Source organism: Bacillus sp. B1-b2, from assembly GCF_009183415.1.
Taxonomy (GTDB): domain Bacteria; phylum Bacillota; class Bacilli; order Bacillales; family Cytobacillaceae; genus Niallia.
In genome coordinates, this window is sequence record NZ_WEHU01000003.1 from 51,662 (window position 1) to 73,296 (window position 21,635).

The following is a 21,635-nucleotide window of genomic DNA, read 5'->3' on the forward strand; positions in this document are numbered from 1 at the left end:
AAAACGGGTGGTTTTTCTGTATGATAGTGATTTTTCTTTTCTAACAAACCAAATCGAACTGAGAACGAAAGAGAATTTCTTCAATTGTGTTTAATCATTAGGGCTCAACCTAAACTAGATTTCTTCTAATCACCAATCTAATTAATCAAGCTATCTAACATTTAATAAGATAGCTTAAACCATCCCGTTTCTTTAGGAAAATCATCTCGAGATAATAACTCCCCTGTAATATACTGCCTATAAGACGCCATAGTTCCATCATGTGATACAATGTAAATTCTCTTTTTATTTTGTTCTGCACACCAATTTAAGAAAGAATCCGCTAGATGATAAAACTCATTTTCTGATACAGTATTTAACCCATTTGTCCATAAAGATAAAGGTAGCTCTTCATCGAGAATGTAACTAGGGTACTCTCTTTTTATATCTTCTAAACTCATTATTTCATCACAAGGAAGTGTCTTTGAAGTTGGTTTTGGAGGAAATATTCTTGGAGACACAAAGGGAGTTACCATTTTAGTGCAATGAATGCCTTCACTCCAAATCTTTGCAGTTTGCAAAGTTCTTTTCAAAGGGCTTACTAATAATAAGTCATCATCTACTAATAAAAATTGTTTTCTAAGTAATTTTGCTTGTTTCATTCCCTCTGGTGTTAATCCTGGGTTAAAGGTATGTAAACTAGTAGGTAGTTGTAATGTATGTTCACCTTGACCATGCCTAATAAAAAGTAATTCCAAAAGATCCCTCCTTAAAGCATTGAATAAGAGAGTAGAACAATCCATTCTTTTATTTATTTCTTATCATTCGAAACTATTTTTGTTTCTACAAAGTGAAAGAACTTCTCTTCTGCTTCCTTATAATGTTTCACTGTAAAGAGCAATTGTTGCTCATCATTTTCAGCTTCTTCTTGATCATCTATGTAGTAAATATCCCACATTCCTTGTTTATTTTTAAATCCAATTGCTTCTATTGAAGTATTAGTTTTGTCGTCATAATAACTAATATGCCAATGGCGCCCTCTTAGATGCTCTTTTATTTGCTCCGCATATGGTTCAAATGAAGTTTCCACTTCAATTATTTCCATCCCTTTGGATAACTGTTCTTTTTGTATAGGAATTGGACTAGGAATTTCTTCATTATCATATAAGAATCCAGCCAAGCAATATGCTAACTCCCTTTGTGCCGCATTAATAGCACTAGATTTCGTTCTTCCTTGTGACAAGGGAAATTCCCATCCATGTTCAGGAAACAATGTAGGGAAATAAACACCAAACACCCCTTCTCCTTTTTGTAGGAATGCAGGAAAAACATATTTATTAGAAATGGGCATACCTTTCACATCCTCCTATCTTTTTGTTACTATTTTCTACAATAACAATTTTCATTAGTCCTTCTAAATTATTTAAAGGTTACTTTCCTTTGAATAAATATCAACTCATGGATCACAATTGGAAGTGCTTGCTCCAATTTTCAGTACCATTATCATTACTAACTATGAGAGAAAGTTAATTTCTTTCTAAAAATCATTTTCCATAGTCCAAAACCTAGCATAGATCCTAACATATTTAGAATAAAATCATCAATATCAAAACTTCCTCTTCTTGTAACTACTTGTGTTAATTCTATTAAGAATAATAATAAAATCAATACAATTATAAAAGCCCATACTCTGTTTAGTTTCTTTAAAAAGTAAGGTAGATAAATACCCAATGGGATAAATAAAATCAGATTTCCAACAAGATTTTTTAAAGGGATACTCTTATTAATGCTACTGTTTAAGATAGAAGACAAATAAAAGTTAATTGTTTTGAATGGGATAAAATTAGAAGAAGTCTTAATATATTCAAATAAGTTCATACCAGACCAACTAATACCTCTTGTTCCAAAGAATAATAGGTAGCTCACTGCTGCTAAATAAAGGATAAAAGTAATGCTTAATAAAATTCTAAAGATTCTTTTCATCTTTTTCTCCTTATGTCTTTTACTCTTAGACGAATTCCACACAAAAAAAGTTTTAATTTTATAAAAAGTCACAATAGACTATGAAACTGCAAAAAGGCATTGACCTTTTTAGAACAATGCCTTTTAATAAAATTCTTTCTTCACAAACTTCCTACTAAGAATATAACTTTATTAATGCTTGCTGAAAAAAGTTATTATCAGCATCCAGCTCAATGAAATAATCTAATTGCCATTTTTGTGTATTAATTGCTTGTTTACTAGTCGGCTCATCCCAGCTAGGATACACTCTAATAGCCATTTTTCCTTTTGTAGTAGCTGTCTTTAAGATATCTTGTTGTTCAAGTACATCTTTTGGAAAAACGAATTGTCCAAATCTATTGCTATTAGCAAAAGTATTTATCACTAATAAATCTGTAGCATGATCATATGTATAAGGTTGATTTTTGTTATTTTCGTCTTTTTCCCAGAAGCTTACAAACTGTCCATTTTTATTTGGTGTTATCTTAGCTACTCTAAATCTAACTGATTTTGAATTTAACTGAAATATACCAGCACCATAATCTGCATTCTGAACCTCTTCTCGAATAGAATGTATAACAAGCTGGTTAGGTTTATAAACATTTTCATTAACATAAGTTAATGACTTAAAAAATTCATTCAAATTATTTACTCCTTAGCTGACGACTTGCTAACTTGATATCTTGTATAAATAGTATGAAATGTAATGATAGATTCTACTTCTACTTTCCTTTTAATAACTCTATAATTTCTTTGTTTTGTTCACAGCTTTTTCTTACATTTGCCTCTATTGATAGACAGGTAATCGCTATGATTACAATACCAATTGCTATAACAAATAGCATAATAATGACCTCTTTTCTATGTAACATTTTATTTCTCTTAAAAAACCTTTTTCTATTAATAGGTAATAAGTCTAAACAAAAAAGCCCCACTATGCGTAGTCAGATTTATTCTTATCTGTCAACCGCCAGAGGAGCTTATCATTTTCATTCTCGTACATTAACCAACATTCATAAATCGATTAATAGAATAAATGGTATCATCTATGTCATCACATGTTTCAGTAACGGAGGTAATTAAATTTTTTAGTTCATAACATCCATCTTTATAACAAATAGTTAATATTGGTGTACCATCTTTTCCATTTAATAATACGTTAATCTCAGATGTATGATACTGTTTTAATGTTTTCAGCATCGTCTTGGTATGGTCTAAAGACATTTAGTTGACCCTCCTTCCCCATTATAAAGGGAAGGTGACTAAGTAAAGTCTGGTAGGACCCCAAATAATATAAATATAATTAACACTACCATAACATGGGATAACCCGTTAAGTAAAGCAGGTTATAGAAATATTAACCAATCCATCTAGAAATCCCCAACGTTAAGTTAAATTTAGCTTACCCTTCTATTCTTATTCATTAGTACTCTCATAACTGCTAGACCATCGCTCTCCGTATATGGACTGTATTTTAATGGAATTAATGAACAGAAGCCAATTAGATAAGAAAAGATAATTATATAACGATAATAATCAGCATATTGAATATCTCCAAATATCCAGACTATTGAACCTGTAAGAACATTAAATAGAAATCCACCCATATAGATGAATATGTATTGATATCTTTTAAGCTTGAGTGGTAGCTTCCATTCTATTCTGCCCATGAAAATTAGATTTTTTCTGATGAAAAATTTTCTAATAGCAAATATTTTATTCCCTTCTCCAAAACCTATTCCTTTTATTTCTCCACCATATATTTTAACAAAAAAAGCATGCCCTAATTCATGAATCATTATTACGAGAATGTATGAAAAGATATATATTAATATACTAATAAACAATCTACTAGCCTCCTACACCTATTGTCATGCTAAATTGTTTTATTTTCTATATTGGTAAAATGATAGAGGGCTATAGGAATGTAAAGGGTCCATCTAAGGTGAAGTATTAGTAAGGAAATAAACACTAATGGAAATAGCAAGTAGAAGTAATAAAAGAACCTGAAGACATATCCCAACAATACTACAAACCTTACCTGAAGTAGCTAAACCTCTCCCCTCTTGCTTGTACGACTCTATCTCCTTTATACTTTTAGATGCAAAAATAAGACCGATAATGCCAAGGATTAAACCGATATAAGGGACTATTATGGATAATATACCAAGAGTTAATGAATAGATTGATTTGCTATTTGTGACTCTTCCCATTTTGAACCCCCTTTTTCCGTTTGAAAGCTATTTTTTTAAAGATTCTCTATAATATCCTTATTTCTTTATCTTGCAAGGAGCGTATACCGTTTTCCTTCTAATAAAGGATGTTTATACATTATGTAATCTCTATCCCTATTCCCAATTCTCCATCAAAATTGTATAATAGTTACAACTATAAGCCTCTGTAGCTATAGAAGGGAAGAGCGCCGGAAAACATTGTAAGTAACCGGGTCGCAAGGTGAGGGTTTCAGAAGCACCGAAAAGCAAATATGCTGAGGCAGGTGAAATTCCTAGCCAGTGAAAGTCCGTAGGGAAGCGTGTTCCCCCTAGCCTATGCTTACGAAAGGAGTGCGGGTTCGAATCCCGTCAGAGGCATAATTGCTGATTATACAAAAGTCCATCTTCCAATATCCTGATATTTCATATAGTCGAAATAAATTCAGTTGATGTGGAAAAGGAGGCATTCATTATCGGAAACCTCCTTTTTATGTTAGGTAGTATTTTAATGCACAAGATCTCTCTGCATGCTCCATGTAATCCAATCTATTATACTTGAGTAGGTTCTCCATTACTTATCCTATGAAATTAAGGGTTATGACCAAAAGAATTGACGGTATTATTTTTAATCGTTTCTCCAAGCTTTTCTAACTGAACATTTTCATCTACTGGAGTCATCCCAGATTTCTTTTCAAAATAGATGGCAAGACCACAAAGTATAGCTACAAAAGCTATAACACCAAATATCCAGATCATACTGTCACCTCCTTAATCATAACAAACAACCTATAGAAATATCCTATATTCTGCAGTTTCTTCTACTATTTAACATATACGAAAAATAGATACTAAGGTTTCAAAATAGTCAAAATTCATTTTGCAAAATCCTATTTAACTATCTATTCATATTTAATGTTTTGTACGTCTCCATCCTTAACTTCCGCCCATTGTTCTATTTTATTTTCTTTATTTAAGTACAATAAGTATTCTAAACTGTTATCCTTATCCTCCTCCGGTTTCACTCGGTAGGTTCTCGTTGCTGCCCACCAAGCTTCGTGAGATTGTTTTTCCACTACAGAGATTTCAAAACCTAATTTTGACTCTATCACTTGAACTTCTTCGTTTCTGTCAATAATTTGCCAAATAGATACTCCAACTACAGCAAATATTGCTAAACCTACACCCAACAGAATAATTAACTTCTTACTTCTTCTTTTTTCAGTCATTATAGTACTCCTTTTTTCATGATATTCAATGCCTCACTATATAAATCTGACTAGCGAAGTTTAACACTATAATATCTCATCGCTTTGGGAACTCCTTCTATTTCCAATTCACCATTAACAATTAAGTGTCTGACTCTATATTCGAAGTACTGGTCGCCAATGTATTGATCTACATGACCCAATACTTCACCTATTAGACGAGCAGATTTGATAAAATCCTCACTCTTTTTCTCTAAATGTAATCTTTTCAATGTAGTGATTATATATTCATCATAATAATTCTGATTAACATTTATTATTCTATTATTCTTCCAAATTCTTAAAACCTCTTTATTACTAGACAACTGCTCCCAATCACGCTGAATCCCGGCTCGTTCTTCTATTGTTATGTAGTTCTCTTCCCTATTATTTTCATACATGATACCTATTTTATCAGGAGAAATCTCGCCAGAGTGTTTATGAAAAACAGTGTGACCAGGAAGTCCGAATTGTTCACCATATTGTAACGTTGTATTCAATATGCTAATTCTATTTGTTTTATCTTTTAATAAATATAAAGCATATCTCAAGGCAGTTTGTTCATGGGCATTTTCCCCTGTCCATATAATGATTGGGACCTCTTTCGAAATAGAGGAAAGCTCAGCATTGCGATGCTTAAATTCAGCTTTATAGTTTACTAAAACTTCATCGTCTAGATTAATATGTTTTAATAGCCATTGATATCTATTGTTTATACCTTGCTGTTCATGTAGTTGCCAAACTGGCCCGATAGAAAAAATATCTGAAAAGGTAATGATCTTTTCTTCTTTATTCAATCCTTTTTCTTGTAATGCTACCCTTAAACTTCCAGCAAACGAATCACCAAATACGATATGAACTGCTTTATATGGCATCTCTTTTTCCGTATTTTCTTGATTTTTCTTATATGTTAAATAATCACGATATATCTTTCTCATATCACTAGCCATTTGTCCTTCAGCATATTTCCCTTCTTCTTCCAACATCTGAATTCTTAGAAATATGTTAAACAGAATAGACTTTACTTCCTCTTCCGAAGATTGTTTCACTAGGTATTTCAACTTATCTATCATGCTATTAACCTCCTTATAGACGATTCTACCATAAAATTCCATATATACACATATTGAAATTTAAATTCGTATGAATCAAGGGAGTAAAGATGTCTCTTAGTTAGCTCGTTTTTTTATATAACAAAAGATGCGGAAAAAAAAGGAAGTTTATGATGGTGTTGAAGTAGCTTGTACTTTCAACCAATAATAAGATATGCAATTAGAACCTAACTAGTGAGTATATAATTCTCAAAATGTAAGGCAATTGGACAAGCAATAAAAGTTTATAAACATAATCTATTTATGTATAAAATAAGAAAGAAGGTGACTTATATGGCAAAATTTTTTAATAATGTTGTGGTTAACTTCAATGTTCTTGGATATACCAATATTGAACAAAACGGATTTGGAAATTCAACAACCACTAAAGAAATAAACATATTAAGTAACAATCATCATTGTTTAAAAGACAAACCTTCCGAAATAAAGTATGGAGGGTTTAGGGCGGAAAATACAACAATTTATATTCCAGTTGTTGCACCAAGTACCTATCTGAAGGTATTTTACTGGGATGAACAGTTTGATTTAGCGAACGAATACGATTCAGTATCTTCTGTATTTACTGCCTCCACAAATGGTGTTTATTCCTTTTCTTCCTCTATTCAATTCGTTCCTAATTTCCCAGTAGAACATCAAGTTGCTGCTCGATTTATTGTGAATGGTCAGATTGAAACAGTTGCTCTTGAACATACTGGTGTAACTGCGTCTAATCGTTCAATCATTGAAATAAGTGACATCCTAAAGTTAAATGCAGGAGATACGGTTGAGGTTTACTTTGCAAGTAGTGTTCCGGGAGTAATCTCATCTGCCAATAATCACTTTGCAGCAGCCAGATTTCCCTCTCCAACTTAATAATATGTAGTGACTTTTTTAGACATTAAATGAAGAAAATCATCTCACCACTGTAGAGTAGAGATGATTTTTTTGTGTATAGTTAATACCCTATATTATAATTTACTTTTCCTTAATTTAATAATTTTATTTAAAAAATACATACTAATTTGAAGTAGATAAAGTTTCGTTTCGAATATATCTAAGGAGCGAAGAAGATAGACTTGTCTTTCTAATTACGTTTTAACAAGAAGCAATAGAGCTAAGAATTGAATCCATATCACTTTATCATTATTAAGTAAAAACCTAAGTATTCGACTTCATCTATTTTACAAGACTTTTACTTAAAACAACACTTCTGTAGTTTGTATGATTCCAGTTAACATATTCAATAAAACGATAACCCTTCTTACCATAATATTGTATGAGATGACTAGCTCCTTCAGCAGTATCGAGTGCAAGTTCTTCTGCTTTGTCTTTTGTTGCTAACTTTTCCACTAATTCAAGTAGTTCCCGCCCCACCCCTTTAGATTGAAAGGAAGGGTTAACGCCAAATTGTCCAATTTTCGCTACATTATCTTTATCATACCAATGACAGCCTGTGTTATTCTTAGGTGAGTAATAGGTAATAGATCCAATAATTTCACTATCTTTTAATGCAATAAGGCATACCGCATTTTTTATTCTTCTTCTTGTAACGGTAGAGTCTTGATGAGTTGCCATATAATTGAATCCTAGATCTGCTAGTTGTTTATAAGATATATTTAACAACTTTGTCAACTGTTCAATGTCATCTTTGGTTGATTCAAACGGACGAATAAATATCCCATTAAAATTAGTTAAAAGTTCATTTTGAATAGTGCTCACTATATTTCCCCTTTTCGATATAAGGTATAATATTATATGTGTTAAATATACCAAACAATCATGTTGTTAAAAGGATTATGTGAGAAGATATTACAAGTTTTTTTAAGTAAATTTAATTCATTTGCCACGATAGTGACATTACTAACCGTTCTCACTTCGGAACCCTACCAACAGAGGAAAGGCGGAGTATTTTTTAAAAAGTATTGAAAATTATTAAAAAGATGGATGAAATACAATAACTAAATTTGTTTGATAATTCTAACAAGGAGTTGACTTTTATTTGAGCGCTAATAATACTAGTACATCGATTTCAAAGGACATTATTATAACTAATTTGACTGGCTATATCTCTATAGCAGATGTAGGTAAGTGGTTTGATACTTTTGAGCAAACATGTCATTTATATATTAAACAAAATAAAAAATTTAAGTTGTTAGTGAATCGCAAAGATTACACACCAGAACATTTCACAGTTCAAAAATTATGGAAAGATAAATTCTTCTCAAATGACCTATTAAACAACACCATTGCAATTGCATTTTTATTAGATGAAGGAGATATATTAGATCACCTTAACCAATCTAATACCAAAGAAAATGTAAGATTTTCAAGCGACTATGATTACTTGATTGACTGGATTACTAGCTATAAATAAGCATATCAATATCTTAAATTATTGAAAGGGAATTTTTTGTAAACTATTATTTTCATCGACCTGCCCATATAGCCATATAAGAAAAGGAATTCCTTTTATTTATGGGTAGCATCCGTTAGTTTATGTAAATTTCCTCCATCAATCTTTTCTTTATATTCCATATTATTTCCCCTTTATAAACCACCGTTTCCTTTAAGTTGTCTTCTCCATTAAAATGCATATTTTCGTACTCAAAGAAAATACTAGTTCTATCGAGAGATACACAAATCTTAAAGGAGTTCCTAATATGTTTATAACTATAACCAGAATCTTCATCATTATAGTCTCATGGTGCAGTATTTTATTAATCCCCAAGAAATCCTTTTTTAGATTCCTACCTGTCACTCTATTTTCAACTATATTTCTATTAGTAGAGACATTTCTCTCATTGAAGTTCAAATGGTGGAAGGTTAAGGGAGGAATTCATGGAATGATTAATAATGCTTTTACTTTTATTTTCGGTCCTTACTTTGTAGGAAATATACTAATATTCCATTTTACATATAAAAAATTTTGGTTGTATGCTGCTATTAATGCCATTATGGATATTCTACTTGCTGTACCACTCAATAACTTTTTTGAAAAGCATGGATTCTATAAACTGAAGAAAGCAAACAGAGCTTTCCTATTTGCATCTGCTTACTTATATGCTATGTGTAATTATGGATTTCAAAAATTACTAGATAAAAATGCAAAGATTGAAGGTAAAAAGGGGTAGTCATATTTATCTTCCCCTTCCTTTCAAATTGGCCATCCTCACATTAAATTTTTACTGTAAATAACCACTATCCAATATTCCATCATTGAGAGAACACTCCTAGTTAAAACTCATCTTAATAAGAATAAGATTCAACAGGGGAAACTTATTTCCCCTTATATAACTAACCTCCCTTTTCTACCACAAAAAAAATTAAATAAATAAAAAAACATTAATCCAACTTGAATCAATGAGTCCGTTACTTTATAAAGGTTAAGATTGAGCACTAATTACCATTCAACATCCATAAATAACCTTACATCCATCGCCATTATTTAAAAATATGAAATTGTATTCGATTTTTTTTAGGTCAACAAAGCGGAAGCAATAGAGGGATTATTTGAACTATTGAAAATGTTAACTGAATCTAGGGGGATATTATATGAGCAAGTGAATCGTGGACATTAATTAAGCTAAATTTCTCAAGAAACTCAGGAAAAGGTAAGATCTTATATTATATAAAAACAGCACCAGCTACATATTAGAGCGGTGCTGTTTTTATATTAAATGCATCATCTACCAAAAAATCTGGAGAAAAAGAATACATTAGAATAAAAGTTTCTTTTTACTATTTATTAAAAGCATTCTTATTGTGCTGTATACCCACCATCAACTGTCAAGCTATTACCAGTCATGTATGAAGAATCATCCGAAGCCATGAATAATACGGCTTTTGCCATTTCTTCTGATTTTCCAAGACGTTTCATCGGTGTAGCTGCAGATAAAGCCTGTTTGCTTTCTTCTGGTATAATTGGTGTATCAATGAAACCTGGGCATAGTGCGTTAATACGAATATTTTGTTCTGCATATTCAAGAGCAAGAGAACGAGTTAAGTTGATTACGCCGCCTTTTGCTGCGTTATATGCTGCAGAACCAGGAGATCCAACCCAACCGTACATAGATGCCGTATTCACAATTGAACCTCCGCCTGTTTTTAACATTTCACGGATAGATTCACGTGCTACTAAAAAGACACCATCCAAATCAACATTTACAGTGTTGCGCCATTCTGAGTAATCTAAGTCATGGGAAGAATGAACACGCCCAATTCCAGCATTATTGAAAACAATATCTACTTTACCAAATGTTTCAACAGTTTGTTTAAAGATATTTGCAACTTCCTCTTCACTTGTAATATTTGCTTTTATAAAAAGTGCTTCAGCATTAAGGCCTTTTAATTCTGCCTCAAATGCTTTTCCTTTTTCCTCATTTAAGTCGACAAGAACTACTTTAGCACCTTCTGAAACGAATAATCGTGCTGTTGCTGCCCCAATACCTGATGCTCCCCCAGTAATAACTGCTACTTTATCTTGTAATTTTCCCATCCTATTTCCTCCTAGTATTAAACATATTAAAATATAATGTAAGATAAAAATAATAAAATTTCGCTTTATTTTTTATCTTTCCCCTAATTCAATTGTACTATTCTGTTTACATTTAACAATCATTAAGATATTATTATGTGTCTATTAGATAGACACTTACGTTAAATCTGTTTAAATGGAAGGAGGTTCTTTCATGAATAAAAAAAAACCTACGAAATCTCAACGACAAAATCGGACAGAAGCGCATTTAAGAAATGCATTAATTGACCTTATAAAAGAAAACGGTTACCATTCGGTTACTGTAAAATGTATTGTCGATTATGCCTCATATAATCGTAGTACATTTTATACCCATTACACAGATAAAATTGAATTGGCTGAGGATTTACTTACTTCTATGCTTTTGGGATTAGAAGCTTCTGTCAATAAACCTTATGTATCAGGACAAAAGGTTTATACATCCAATCTAAATGTTCCATCTTTTAATATCGTTTCTTATATCTATAATCATCGTAATTTCTTTTCATTAATTAACTATGATGACACATTACCAGGTTTACATACACAATTACCGCAAACTATCCTAAAAATTTATAAGGAACAATTTATTTTTGAGACCATTAACAATATCCCAGTGAATATGGAATACTTTAAGCGTTACACAGCCTTTGGCTTTTATGGTCTCCTTCAGAATTGGATTCAAAGTGGATTTAAAGAAACGCCTGAGCATTTTATCGAAGAAGTCATTAATCTAACAAAAACACATATTTACTCGTTTAAGTATGTAGGAAACCAATCCAATGAGATCTCTTAGATTAATAAATATAGGAGAGGAGAGCATTGTTATGCCTGCCTCTCTATTTTTATATCTTTCCAATTGGAAGGAAACTCATGTGTCTAACCTCACAATTTGGTGATAGACACATTTCTATGTATGTAGGTTTAGATCCGTACACTTAGAAGTTCGTCAGCTTACACTTTTATTTAAGTAAAGCCGCCCTTTTGTTTAAGTTTAATAATTAACAAAGTTTTTATTTTTCTTGACTCATTTATTAGAGGAATACTGTCTCAATAAAGCTATATAAATATCTTACAAAAATACTTGCATGTCACAAGTAAATATTGTATAAATAAACTTGAGGTGAGCAAATGGAAAATCCAAGAGAATTGTTTCAAGTGATGACAAGGCGTTTTGGCTTTTTAAATAAGAATTGTTGTCAAATAGGAGATACAGAATTATCAATAGTTCAGAGTCATATTATTTATGAAATTCTAAAAAAAGATACTCCTTCCATGCAACAGATTGCTGAAATACTAGGAATGGACATAACTACCTTTAGTCGTCAAATACAAACACTAGTAAAGATGGAACTAGTTTCTAAAACACCTTTGCCAAGAGATCGAAGAGTATACCAACTCTCCTTAACAGCCCAAGGTAACTATGTCGCTGCTAAAATCGATGCTGAAATGAACCAATATCTTACTGAAGTATTTTCTCATATGAGCGATTCTGAAAGGGATATGGTAATAAGCGCAATCAAACTCTTAAATGAAGCTATGTCAAAATCAACTGTCTGTTGTAAACCTTTATCCTGAGCAAGAAAATCTTGCTCATTAATTATAGGATAATACTTGCAATATACAAGTAATTAAGAGGAGCGATTGTATATACTGAATTTCATTTAAAAGTAAGTTAGGAAGTTAATATTAAATCTTTAGGAGGTAAATTATGTTGTCAGAAGTATTTCAAAATTTTGTTTATATTGCTTTAGAATTAACCGTATTGTTTGTTGGAATATCTCTTTTAATCAACTTATTCCAAGGGTTCATTCCATATCACAAGATGGAACGACTAATGGAAAATAGTCATCCATTGTTAAGCATTTTCATTGCATTAGGGCTTGCTTTTATCACTCCTTTTTGCTCCTGCTCTACTATACCTATCGTTGTTAATCTACTAAATAAGAAAGTTCGTTTCGGTATTGTTATGATATTTTTATTTTCATCCCCTGTTCTTGATCCAACTATTATTACATTAATGACAGCTGTACTCGGTATCAAAGTTGCTGTAGCTTACACCGTAATCACATCCATTCTCTCCATAATAATCGGGTTTGCTTTAGAAAAGTTTGGTTTCGTAACACAAATAAAAAAAGTCGTTGTTAAGGGGTATCATGAATCAGAACAGAAATTCAACTTTAAAGTAGCTATCATGGAAACTATTCAACTTATGAAAAATGTATACCCTTATTTGTTATTAGGTGCATTCATTGGAGCATTTATTCAAGGAGCAGTACCAACAGAGTGGATTTCAACCTTTTTGGGAGGTGATAAATGGTGGCTTGTTCCTATCGCAGCAATCATTGGTATACCTCTATACATTAGACTCTCTACCATGATTCCAATTTCACAAATTATGATTGCTAAAGGAATGGCATTGGGACCTGTAATGGCTCTTATGATTAGCTCAGCAGGTGCCAGTTTACCAGAGATAACTTTATTGAATAGCATATTTAAAAAGAAACTCGTAGTCGCATTTATTGGTTCCGTATTTATAATGTCTACTATATCAGGATTCTTATTTTATTTAATTTAAGGAGGAATTATAAGAATGCTCCATTTTAGAGATTTATTTCAAAAGAAAGAAAATTCATGTTGTGACATTCAAATGGAGGAAGTTTCAGAAGAAGAGGTTGTTAAGAATAAAGATAAAATTGAGAACACAAAATGAGTAAATAAATTTTGATGGTAAAAATCAAATTTAATTATCTTTATAGATAGAAGCTGCTTATTTATAGGATTAAGTGAACTCCATCCATGTAATTGGATGGGGTTATTTCCTTTCCACTATCTCTATCCTTATTGCACTAAACTCCCCCTTTATTACAATAAAATCTAAGTCTTATATTCACATAAAAACCGTTCTACACCTGGATACTTTTCACCCAAACTTGTTATCGAGAAACCGTATTTTCTATAAAAATCTATTGCATCCTTATCCGTTTCAGCAGTGATTAAAGTGAATTCTTCAGATAGGAATTCTATCATTCTACTACCAATACCTTTTCCCCTATGTTCTAGAGATACAGCGATATGTTTAATTACACACTCATTAAACCTAATTTTTTCAATCCCTATACAGCCAATAATTTCTCCTTGAAGTTCAAAACCAAATAATTTTCTGTTTAAGGGTTTCAAATATATTTGATATTCAAAGTCAACTTTAATATCTGAGGTAACAAATAATAGAAGTTCTCGTACAGATGGTTGGATAGTTTTACTATTAATTATTTTCATTGTCTCATCCTTTAATGGTTTAATGAATATAATCTTTCTCCCCAAAAAATTAACTTCCTTTTTCGGCTAAACTCCACCATATCGTCAGAAAAAACTCTTCCTTATTAAAGAAACATCCAAATATTGCAAAAATCTAGCATCATTTATTCTTTATTCTCCATACCATCTGCATCAAGATCACCATCCATTGGTTTACATTGAAAAAAATGTGTGATAGTCTGATTCTTATCTCCGTACGGAAACTCACCAGAATATTTAGAGTAGACACCAATTAGATGTTCACCCTCAACATTTAATCCAGTCTCCTAGTCCATAGATTCAAATTACCACCACTCAGGAATATCAAGTGGGACGATTGAATAAAATCAACTAATCCAAAAACATCACGATTTCCTATTTTATCCAATTAATACATATGTTAATATTAACAGTGAGAGAAAGTAGCCTATTATGAAAAAAGTCTTCAGTTTGATCTTCTCGGAAATATTCTTATTGTTTATTTATTTATCGTTTTCCCTTATATTATTTGCACGGATATTTAATTGCTAAGTGCTGTTGTTCTCATTCACATTTGGAGGTTATCAATTTGAATATTTTTTTGGGGATAGGTGTAGTTACAATAATTATCGTTTTTCTTTCAGTATTATTTCTAACAAAGAAGTACTCATCTAAAGATTATTTCCTGTTACCTGGAGCAATTTTGTCAATTCTAGCATTCATTGTAGCGATAGTTTCCTTCTTCACAACTGGAGGTTTTGGGTACTATGGGATATGGAATACTATTTATTTTTGTTGCAGTAGCATCAGTTGTAGGAACAATTTCAGGGAAAGTCTTTGCTAGAAAAAAGGCTCATTGAAATTGTTGGTTATCTAGAATGAAGCAACTAAAAGTACATATGACACTTAACAAAGATATAAGTACAATAAGGTATCCTAGTTTAATAATAGATGCCTTAATTTATGCTTATTTATAAATAATAAGAATATTTATGTCTTGGAATATGCTGCCCCGTCCGTGATATAGCATAAAAAAAGTACTTCCCTCATTTTGCGGAAAGCACCATGTAATGCTTTTCTATTATTAATTGTATTAGTAAAATATTATAGATATTTATAAAATATAGTATCACTCTGCTACAAGATAATTCCTTAAACTTAGAACAACAAAAACAGTTGCTAAACGAATTAGTCTAATGCAGACATTTCCCATCAGGTACATTTAATTTGATTCCTATTCTTCTGGTAGTGCTTATTTAGTAAGATTATTCCTCACCTAAAATAGCTAAAGGGCTAAATGACTCGTAATGAATATTATCTCTAGGAACTTCTATTTTGTCTAAGCTATTTATAACACTTTCCATGAATGGTATAGAACCACACAAATAAACATCCACATTCTTATTTTCTATAACTGAGCTAAGTAATTCCTGATCTATATAGCCTTCTATATCGAAGTCGACCCCTTGTTTGTCCTCAACCGCAGGTGAATCATAGCATATTAGTGTTTTTATATTTGTATGACTGCTTTCCAACTGATGTATATGTGTTTTAAAGGGATGATGCTTACTATTTCTAGTAGCATATATTAATGTCACTTGACGATTAGGTTGTTCTGAAGCTACTGTATTTAACATACTTAAAATTGGTGTAATTCCGATACCCCCACTAATCAAAACTAATGGTGTATCTTTAGTATCTAGAACAAAATCACCTGCAGGGGCAGAAAATTGTAAAGTATCCCCTTCCTTTATTTCATTATGTAAATAGTTCGATACAATTCCTTCAGGAGTACTTTGATGCTCATCTTCCCGTTTGATGCTAATGCGATAGTATTCCTTTCCAGGTGCTTCCGATAAGCTGTAATGACGAATATGTGTATACTTTTCTCCTGGTATACTTGCTTTAATGGTTAAATACTGACCTGGCTTATATGTTGCAACTTGCTTACCATCTTTAGGCTTTAAATAGAAGGATGTCACATCCTCACTTTCTTTTACTTTTTTGTCTACATAGAAATCTTTATATCCTTCCCAACCACCAGCTTGATTTTTCGTTTCTTCATATAATTTTTCTTCCAAACTAATAAATGCATCGGATATATAACCATACGCTTTTCCCCATGCATCAATAATTTCGTCCGTGGCAGCAGCACCTAAAACATCCTTAACTGCTTGTAATAATGTTTCACCTACCACTGGATATTGTTCTGCTTTAATTCCAATAGCTCGGTGCTTTTGGGATATTCTTTCAATGACAGGTTTAATGGCATCCAAGTTTGTAATATACTCACCAGCTGCATAAACGGAATAACCCAATGCCTCTTGCTGTATTCCTCGTTTTTGATTTGTCTGGTTGAAGACATTATACAAGTCAGGTGCTTTTTCAAAGAGTAGTTTATAAAATCTTAATCCGATTTCTTTGCTATGTTCCTTTAGTACAGGGGCAGTTGATTGAACGATTGATATGGTTTTTTCATCTAACATGTTAAACACCCTCTTTAGGTCTTTTTTAATACAAACATAAATATTATTACCTTATAATGAAATTATTAATCTAATTTTTGTGTTGGTCCCCCAGCTTTGGTTATTATCTATCCCTCTACTTTGGATGACATCCCGATCTTTTAATTATTCAAACCAACCTACTTTGATAAAAATAATTCAATCGAAACATAGAATGTAAATAGAAAAACAAAAAACATGAACCAGCCTAATAACTTTATATAATCTAAAAAGCTATTTTAATGCTCTCTAGCTCTTTTTATAAAGGAAGAATAGAATTCCCTACTCATTTTCAACAACGATTTCCTCTTCTATCACCCTCATAATGTCATATGCACCTTCTGATTTATTCGAACATACTACCGTGTTAATAGCGTTCTTCGGATAATACGCAGAATGAAAACTAACCCCAGGATCATAGCCCATAATATGATACTTCCAAACTTCTTCATCTCTTTTTTCTATCCACACACCATAGCCATAGAATTTATTTGGGTAGTTTGGATTTGTTTGAATGTATGGTGTAAGTAACTTAGTGGTGTACTCTTCACTCAGTAAATCCTCATTTTTAAGAGCATCCCATAATCTTGCCATATCAAGAACTGAAACATATGCTCCTCCATCAGATCCTCCTTTTACAGGTAATGAATAGAGATTTGTTTTCCAAGCACCATCTGGTAAATCAATATATCCAAGAGCTGTATTTGGAGGAAGTGAATCAAATTCAAAATAACCTGAATGCTTCATTCCTGCTTTTTTAAAAATATATTCTTCCACATATTCAGTAAATGCTAACTTACTAGTTTGTTCCACAATTAAACCAAGTAAAATATAGCCAGCATTGTTATAATGAAATCTCTCTCCTACTTTGAATTTCATTGTTTGGTTCTGGAATAGTGGTAAGAAAGCATCCAAACTTCTAAGTAAATACATCGGGGTTTTAATCCACAGCTCTTCAAAATCATCCATTAGTTCTTCATCAAAGTAATCAGGTATTCCAGCACTATGTGTTAACAGGTGGTGAATGGTTATATTTCTATCAAAATGTGGAAAGTCATAAGAAAGGCAGTCTTGTAATTTTGTTTCAAAAGAAAGTTTCCCTTCCTCCACAAGCTGACATATTGCAATGGCTGTAAACAGTTTGCAGCCAGAAGCTATACCAAAGCGAGTAGTCATATTATTTTCTAATTGCTCCGATCGATTAGCATAACCGTAACTCTTCTCTACCAAAGTGCCTTTGTTGTCATTCACTAAAACAGTTCCAGAAAAATCATTCTTCTCCATAGCATCTTTCATATGATTATTTAAATTCTTTTCCATATAATACCTCCATCTTCTTCCTACGTTTACTTTACCAAATTTTCACTTTTATGAAAGGAATTTTTAGAAAAAAACAAAAAAAGAGGTTTCTTCTACCAATAAAAGAAACCTCTTTTCACATCATTTATTTCTTAAATAACTTTGGTAATTCTTATTACCACCAGAAAGATTATATATATCCTTAAAACCTAAATTGCGTAAAACATTTTGTGCAGCATTCCCTGTTACTCCACTATTACAATAAGTAACTGTAGGCAAGGTTGGATTCAGTTCTTTAGATTTAACTCGTAATTCTCCTAGTGGAATATTACTAGCATTTTCTACTTTTGATACATTGTATTGACTGTTAGAGCGTGTATCAATGATTTGAACTGCTTCTCCATTTTGTACTTTTTCTGTTAGTTCCTTTGGTGTGATCAGCTTATTTCTCTTTTCTATTGCATTTTGCAAGGCCATTCCTGTATACATAACTGGATCTTTTGTTGTACTAAAAGGAGGTGCATAAGCAAGGTCGAGATGGAATAAGTCTTCTGCTTTTGCTTTAAAAGTAATAGCTGTAACAAACACATCCAGTCTTTTATCTACTCCTTCTTCTCCTATTATTTCCACACCTAGAATTCTTCCCGTTTGTCTGTCTGCAATTGCCTTAATCACCATTTCTTTTCCGCCTAAGTATGCTGGTCTAGCTGGTTTAATATTATGCAGGATTTCAACATCAAAGCCTTCTTTTCTTGCTTCTTCTTCATTTAACCCCGTTTGACCTACTGTTAAATCAAATACTCTTAGTATGCCAGTACCTAGAATTCCTCGATGTTCAATAGTACCGCCAGTTATGACATCTCCCGCTATCCTTCCCATTTTGTTAGCCGTACTTCCAAGAGGACGATAAATTGGTTTTCCTGTTATCACAGAGTAACTTTCCGCTACATCACCTACTGCATAAATATCAGGAAGGTTTGTTTGCATCTTAGTGTTAACAGCAATGGCTCCAAATTCTCCAATCGTCACTCCAATTTCTTTAGCTAATTGAACATTGGGACGTATACCTGTTGCTACTATCACCATATCCGTTTCTATTGTTGTACCTAGCTTTGTAACGACCTTTTGATTATGTATTGCTGTTACTTCATCTTGTAGATGTAGCTTTACTCCTTTTTCTATTAGATGCTCTTCTATCCGGCAAGTCATATCTTTATCCACATGTGGCATAACATGATTACTTCGTTGAACAATTGTAACCTCTAAACCTTTATGAGTGAGCTGTTCTGCCATTTCTAACCCAATATAACCTGCTCCAATAATCGTAACTTTCTTTGGTTGTTTTGCTTTCATAAATTGATCGATTGCTGCAGTATCTTGTATAGTACGTACTTGGAAAACATGATCTCCATCTATGCCATCTATATTAGGTTTTATTGGAGAAGCACCTGTTGCGAAGACTAAAACGTCATATGTATCTTCTTTGCTTTCATTCGTATCTAAGTTTTTCACTTGCACTTTCTTCTGTTCTACATCTATCTTCCATACTTCATGACGGGTAAAAATATTAACATGATAACGTTTTGTAAACCAAGCAGCACTTCTTGGATTTAATTCTTCTATTTCTTCTATTTCTCCACCTAAAAAATAAGGAATTCCACATGCAGAATAAGAAATGTCATAATCTGCATTATAAAGGGTAATATCTGCATTTTCATCATTTCTACGTGCTTTTGCTGCTACAGATGTTCCTGCAGCTACTGATCCAATAATGATAATTTTCATGAAAGTATCCTCCTAAATTTGATTCAAAATTAAAGATAAGTATTTTATTAAGAAAGGATGGAAAGCCATAGATATAAACCACATAATGTAATGATTAGAGTTGGAATAGTTAAGATGATACCTGTTTTAAAATAAGTACCCCAAGAGATTTTCACCCCTTTTTGAGATAAAACATGCAGCCATAACAATGTAGCTAAAGAGCCAATTGGTGTAATTTTTGGTCCTAAATCTGCACCAATAACATTGGCATAGATCAATCCTTCTTTTATTATTCCACTAGCATTAGTATCTGCGATTGCTAGTGCATCTATTAATACGGTTGGCATATTATTCATGATGGAAGAAAGAATGGCAGCTATTAAACCCATACCCATTGTTGCAACAAATAACCCATGACTTGCAGCTTCTTGAATGATATTAGCTAATATATCTGTTAATCCTACATTCCGAAGTCCATATATTACTACATACATACCAATGGAAAAGAACACAATTGCCCATGGTGCACCTTTTATGACTGATTTAATAGAAACTGCAGGACTTTTTCTTGCTAGTAGAAGGAAAACTATTGCAATAATACTAACAACAAATGATACAGGAATAGATACAAATTCACTTGCAAAATATCCGATAAGCAGGACACCGAGGATAATCCATGCTACACGAAACATCGTTTTATCTTTAATGGCATCTACTGGCACTTTTAGTTGACCAATATTTAAGGATTTCGGAATTTGCTTTCGGAAGTATACATAAAGAACAAGAATACTAGCTAGTAAGGAGAAGAAGTTGGGAATAATCATTCTAGAAGCATATTCCACAAAACCAATCCCAAAAAAATCAGCAGAAACAATATTTACTAGATTACTTACTACTAGTGGTAAAGAAGTAGTATCTGCAATAAAACCACTTGCCATGATAAATGGAAAAACCATTTTTTCTTCTAAGTTTAATGCTCTCACCATTGCTAGAACAATTGGTGTTAGAATAAGTGCAGCTCCATCATTTGCAAACAGTGCTGCAACAACTGCTCCTAGAATAGAAACATAAATAAACATTTTTAAACCATTACCACCTGAAAGTCTTGCCATATGTAGTGCTGCCCACTCAAAAAATCCTATTTCATCTAATAAAAGAGAAATAATGATAATTCCAATGAAAGCAAGTGTAGCATTCCATACAATACCAGTTACATCTATAACATCTTTAAAGTCAACTACACCTACTATAAGTGCTAATGCTGCTCCTCCCATGCTTGACCAACCAATAGAAAGTTTTCTCGGTTGCCAGATAACGAGTGTCAAAGTTACTAAAAAAATAATAATTGCTAAAATTGTTTGTTGCAAAGTGATTAACCTCCATTAATTACATGTAATTCTTAAACCTTTTTCTTCAAGCCATTCAAATTTCTCTCTCTGACTTGGAACATGTTTTAATATCCCTTTTACTAACTGATAATAATCACTTGATATGTTCAAGGAATAAACAACCCATTGACCCTTTCTTTCCTCTTTCACCATTTCAAGATCTCTTAACTTTCTTAGATGCTGACTTATAGCCGGTTGTGACATATTAAAAACCTCCACAAATTCACAAACACAGCATTCTTGTTCAGCTAACATAGATACCATGGATAATCTTGTTTTATCTCCTAGAAGCTTCAAAACATTTGCTGCATCTTTTAATTTTGTATCATCTACCATGATGAATTTTCCCTCCTTTTTTTTGCA

The 21,635-nt window shown here is 32.2% G+C and carries 25 protein-coding genes and 1 pseudogene; 6 read left to right on the forward strand and 20 right to left on the reverse strand.

Translation table 11 applies throughout. The features are described 5' to 3' along the window. Positions 1-161: 161 nt before the first annotated feature. The 11 genes from F9279_RS03715 to F9279_RS03755 all read right to left on the reverse strand — a co-directional run bounded on the left by F9279_RS03715 (position 162) and on the right by F9279_RS03755 (position 6,510). Complete coding sequence (locus F9279_RS03715; RefSeq protein WP_152111455.1) at positions 162-737, reverse strand: histidine phosphatase family protein; 576 nt, start codon at positions 735-737, stop codon at positions 162-164. Positions 738-790: 53 nt separating this feature from the next. Next, positions 791-1,330, reverse strand: a complete 540-nt coding sequence (locus tag F9279_RS03720; protein ID WP_152111456.1) for a type II toxin-antitoxin system HicB family antitoxin — start codon at positions 1,328-1,330, stop codon at positions 791-793. Positions 1,331-1,488: 158 nt separating this feature from the next. Beyond that, positions 1,489-1,962: a VanZ family protein gene (locus F9279_RS03725; RefSeq protein ID WP_152111457.1), complete on the reverse strand. Its 474-nt coding sequence runs from the start codon at positions 1,960-1,962 to the stop codon at positions 1,489-1,491. A gap of 154 nt (positions 1,963-2,116) precedes the next feature. Continuing rightward, positions 2,117-2,623: a MepB family protein gene (locus F9279_RS03730; RefSeq protein WP_152111458.1), complete on the reverse strand. Its 507-nt coding sequence runs from the start codon at positions 2,621-2,623 to the stop codon at positions 2,117-2,119. Positions 2,624-2,702: 79 nt separating this feature from the next. Next, positions 2,703-2,852, reverse strand: a complete 150-nt coding sequence (locus F9279_RS24955) for a hypothetical protein (RefSeq protein ID WP_193224433.1) — start codon at positions 2,850-2,852, stop codon at positions 2,703-2,705. Between the two features lie 130 nt (positions 2,853-2,982). Next, positions 2,983-3,204, reverse strand: a complete 222-nt coding sequence (locus F9279_RS03735; protein ID WP_152111459.1) for a hypothetical protein — start codon at positions 3,202-3,204, stop codon at positions 2,983-2,985. Positions 3,205-3,377: 173 nt separating this feature from the next. After that, positions 3,378-3,827 (reverse strand): hypothetical protein, encoded by a 450-nt coding sequence (locus tag F9279_RS03740; protein WP_152111460.1) that lies wholly within the window; start codon positions 3,825-3,827, stop codon positions 3,378-3,380. A gap of 93 nt (positions 3,828-3,920) precedes the next feature. Continuing rightward, on the reverse strand, positions 3,921-4,193 hold the full coding sequence (locus tag F9279_RS03745; RefSeq protein ID WP_152111461.1) for a DUF4190 domain-containing protein: 273 nt from the start codon (positions 4,191-4,193) through the stop codon (positions 3,921-3,923). A gap of 588 nt (positions 4,194-4,781) precedes the next feature. After that, positions 4,782-4,949 (reverse strand): hypothetical protein, encoded by a 168-nt coding sequence (locus F9279_RS24960; protein WP_193224434.1) that lies wholly within the window; start codon positions 4,947-4,949, stop codon positions 4,782-4,784. A 143-nt stretch (positions 4,950-5,092) separates the two neighbouring features. Further along, positions 5,093-5,419, reverse strand: a complete 327-nt coding sequence (locus F9279_RS03750) for a hypothetical protein (RefSeq protein ID WP_152111462.1) — start codon at positions 5,417-5,419, stop codon at positions 5,093-5,095. Positions 5,420-5,469: 50 nt separating this feature from the next. Continuing rightward, positions 5,470-6,510, reverse strand: a complete 1,041-nt coding sequence (locus F9279_RS03755) for a DUF1835 domain-containing protein (protein WP_152111463.1) — start codon at positions 6,508-6,510, stop codon at positions 5,470-5,472. A gap of 312 nt (positions 6,511-6,822) precedes the next feature. Here F9279_RS03755 and F9279_RS03760 point away from each other — a divergent pair, with 312 nt between their 5' ends. Beyond that, a complete protein-coding gene (locus tag F9279_RS03760; protein WP_226793179.1) occupies positions 6,823-7,401 on the forward strand; it encodes an ABC transporter permease in 579 nt (192 codons plus the stop codon). A 303-nt stretch (positions 7,402-7,704) separates the two neighbouring features. On the opposite strand, the gene F9279_RS03765 is transcribed toward F9279_RS03760, so the two are convergent. Continuing rightward, positions 7,705-8,247, reverse strand: a complete 543-nt coding sequence (locus F9279_RS03765) for a GNAT family N-acetyltransferase (protein WP_152111464.1) — start codon at positions 8,245-8,247, stop codon at positions 7,705-7,707. 280 nt (positions 8,248-8,527) lie between these two features. Here F9279_RS03765 and F9279_RS03770 point away from each other — a divergent pair, with 280 nt between their 5' ends. After that, on the forward strand, positions 8,528-8,902 hold the full coding sequence (locus F9279_RS03770) for an STAS/SEC14 domain-containing protein (RefSeq protein WP_152111465.1): 375 nt from the start codon (positions 8,528-8,530) through the stop codon (positions 8,900-8,902). A 469-nt stretch (positions 8,903-9,371) separates the two neighbouring features. Then, the gene (locus tag F9279_RS25545; protein ID WP_226793183.1) at positions 9,372-9,659 is read left to right on the forward strand and encodes a hypothetical protein; all 288 of its coding nucleotides are present in this window, start codon (positions 9,372-9,374) and stop codon (positions 9,657-9,659) included. A gap of 626 nt (positions 9,660-10,285) precedes the next feature. Here the strand turns inward: F9279_RS25545 and F9279_RS03780 are convergent. Continuing rightward, positions 10,286-11,023: an SDR family NAD(P)-dependent oxidoreductase gene (locus tag F9279_RS03780; RefSeq protein WP_152111467.1), complete on the reverse strand. Its 738-nt coding sequence runs from the start codon at positions 11,021-11,023 to the stop codon at positions 10,286-10,288. Positions 11,024-11,216: 193 nt separating this feature from the next. Between F9279_RS03780 and F9279_RS03785 the strand changes: the two genes are divergently transcribed. The 3 genes from F9279_RS03785 (at position 11,217) to F9279_RS03795 (ending at position 13,619) form a co-directional block, all read left to right on the forward strand. Next, on the forward strand, positions 11,217-11,837 hold the full coding sequence (locus F9279_RS03785) for a TetR/AcrR family transcriptional regulator (RefSeq protein ID WP_152111468.1): 621 nt from the start codon (positions 11,217-11,219) through the stop codon (positions 11,835-11,837). A 335-nt stretch (positions 11,838-12,172) separates the two neighbouring features. Next, positions 12,173-12,619 carry a MarR family winged helix-turn-helix transcriptional regulator gene (locus F9279_RS03790; protein ID WP_152111469.1) on the forward strand — a complete coding sequence of 149 codons (447 nt, stop codon included), beginning with the start codon at positions 12,173-12,175 and terminating at the stop codon, positions 12,617-12,619. 133 nt (positions 12,620-12,752) lie between these two features. Next, complete coding sequence (locus F9279_RS03795) at positions 12,753-13,619, forward strand: permease (RefSeq protein ID WP_152111470.1); 867 nt, start codon at positions 12,753-12,755, stop codon at positions 13,617-13,619. 299 nt (positions 13,620-13,918) lie between these two features. On the opposite strand, the gene F9279_RS03800 is transcribed toward F9279_RS03795, so the two are convergent. The 7 genes and pseudogenes from F9279_RS03800 to F9279_RS03830 all read right to left on the reverse strand — a co-directional run bounded on the left by F9279_RS03800 (position 13,919) and on the right by F9279_RS03830 (position 21,608). Then, the gene (locus F9279_RS03800; RefSeq protein WP_226793187.1) at positions 13,919-14,365 is read right to left on the reverse strand and encodes a GNAT family N-acetyltransferase; all 447 of its coding nucleotides are present in this window, start codon (positions 14,363-14,365) and stop codon (positions 13,919-13,921) included. A gap of 110 nt (positions 14,366-14,475) precedes the next feature. Then, positions 14,476-14,625: pseudogene (locus F9279_RS25550) on the reverse strand (NTP pyrophosphohydrolase); the annotation flags it as partial. Positions 14,626-15,582: 957 nt separating this feature from the next. Further along, on the reverse strand, positions 15,583-16,803 hold the full coding sequence (gene hmpA / locus F9279_RS03810; RefSeq protein WP_152111471.1) for an NO-inducible flavohemoprotein: 1,221 nt from the start codon (positions 16,801-16,803) through the stop codon (positions 15,583-15,585). A gap of 300 nt (positions 16,804-17,103) precedes the next feature. Further along, positions 17,104-18,141 (reverse strand): serine hydrolase domain-containing protein, encoded by a 1,038-nt coding sequence (locus F9279_RS03815; protein WP_152111472.1) that lies wholly within the window; start codon positions 18,139-18,141, stop codon positions 17,104-17,106. Positions 18,142-18,261: 120 nt separating this feature from the next. Continuing rightward, positions 18,262-19,905, reverse strand: a complete 1,644-nt coding sequence (locus F9279_RS03820; protein ID WP_152111473.1) for an FAD-dependent oxidoreductase — start codon at positions 19,903-19,905, stop codon at positions 18,262-18,264. A 47-nt stretch (positions 19,906-19,952) separates the two neighbouring features. Continuing rightward, entirely contained in the window at positions 19,953-21,251 is a 1,299-nt protein-coding gene (locus F9279_RS03825) for an arsenic transporter (RefSeq protein ID WP_152111474.1), read from the reverse strand. Positions 21,252-21,266: 15 nt separating this feature from the next. After that, positions 21,267-21,608 (reverse strand): ArsR/SmtB family transcription factor, encoded by a 342-nt coding sequence (locus F9279_RS03830; RefSeq protein ID WP_152111475.1) that lies wholly within the window; start codon positions 21,606-21,608, stop codon positions 21,267-21,269. Between the last annotated feature and the right edge of the window lie 27 nt (positions 21,609-21,635).

Excerpts from the sequence above, each read along its gene's own strand:
- F9279_RS03720 (WP_152111456.1), bottom strand. The coding sequence starts at position 1,330 with ATGCCCATTTCTAATAAATATGTTTTTCCTGCATTCCTACAAAAAGGA.
- F9279_RS03830 (WP_152111475.1), bottom strand. The coding sequence starts at position 21,608 with ATGGTAGATGATACAAAATTAAAAGATGCAGCAAATGTTTTGAAGCTT.
- F9279_RS03745 (WP_152111461.1), bottom strand. The coding sequence starts at position 4,193 with ATGGGAAGAGTCACAAATAGCAAATCAATCTATTCATTAACTCTTGGT.
- hmpA (WP_152111471.1), bottom strand. The coding sequence starts at position 16,803 with ATGTTAGATGAAAAAACCATATCAATCGTTCAATCAACTGCCCCTGTA.
- F9279_RS03815 (WP_152111472.1), bottom strand. The coding sequence starts at position 18,141 with ATGGAAAAGAATTTAAATAATCATATGAAAGATGCTATGGAGAAGAAT.
- F9279_RS03820 (WP_152111473.1), bottom strand. The coding sequence starts at position 19,905 with ATGAAAATTATCATTATTGGATCAGTAGCTGCAGGAACATCTGTAGCA.
- F9279_RS03725 (WP_152111457.1), bottom strand. The coding sequence starts at position 1,962 with ATGAAAAGAATCTTTAGAATTTTATTAAGCATTACTTTTATCCTTTAT.
- F9279_RS25545 (WP_226793183.1), top strand. The coding sequence starts at position 9,372 with ATGATTAATAATGCTTTTACTTTTATTTTCGGTCCTTACTTTGTAGGA.
- F9279_RS03795 (WP_152111470.1), top strand. The coding sequence starts at position 12,753 with ATGTTGTCAGAAGTATTTCAAAATTTTGTTTATATTGCTTTAGAATTA.
- F9279_RS03785 (WP_152111468.1), top strand. The coding sequence starts at position 11,217 with ATGAATAAAAAAAAACCTACGAAATCTCAACGACAAAATCGGACAGAA.
- F9279_RS03790 (WP_152111469.1), top strand. The coding sequence starts at position 12,173 with ATGGAAAATCCAAGAGAATTGTTTCAAGTGATGACAAGGCGTTTTGGC.
- F9279_RS03760 (WP_226793179.1), top strand. The coding sequence starts at position 6,823 with ATGGCAAAATTTTTTAATAATGTTGTGGTTAACTTCAATGTTCTTGGA.
- F9279_RS03735 (WP_152111459.1), bottom strand. The coding sequence starts at position 3,204 with ATGTCTTTAGACCATACCAAGACGATGCTGAAAACATTAAAACAGTAT.
- F9279_RS24955 (WP_193224433.1), bottom strand. The coding sequence starts at position 2,852 with ATGTTACATAGAAAAGAGGTCATTATTATGCTATTTGTTATAGCAATT.
- F9279_RS24960 (WP_193224434.1), bottom strand. The coding sequence starts at position 4,949 with ATGATCTGGATATTTGGTGTTATAGCTTTTGTAGCTATACTTTGTGGT.
- F9279_RS03755 (WP_152111463.1), bottom strand. The coding sequence starts at position 6,510 with ATGATAGATAAGTTGAAATACCTAGTGAAACAATCTTCGGAAGAGGAA.
- F9279_RS03750 (WP_152111462.1), bottom strand. The coding sequence starts at position 5,419 with ATGACTGAAAAAAGAAGAAGTAAGAAGTTAATTATTCTGTTGGGTGTA.
- F9279_RS03780 (WP_152111467.1), bottom strand. The coding sequence starts at position 11,023 with ATGGGAAAATTACAAGATAAAGTAGCAGTTATTACTGGGGGAGCATCA.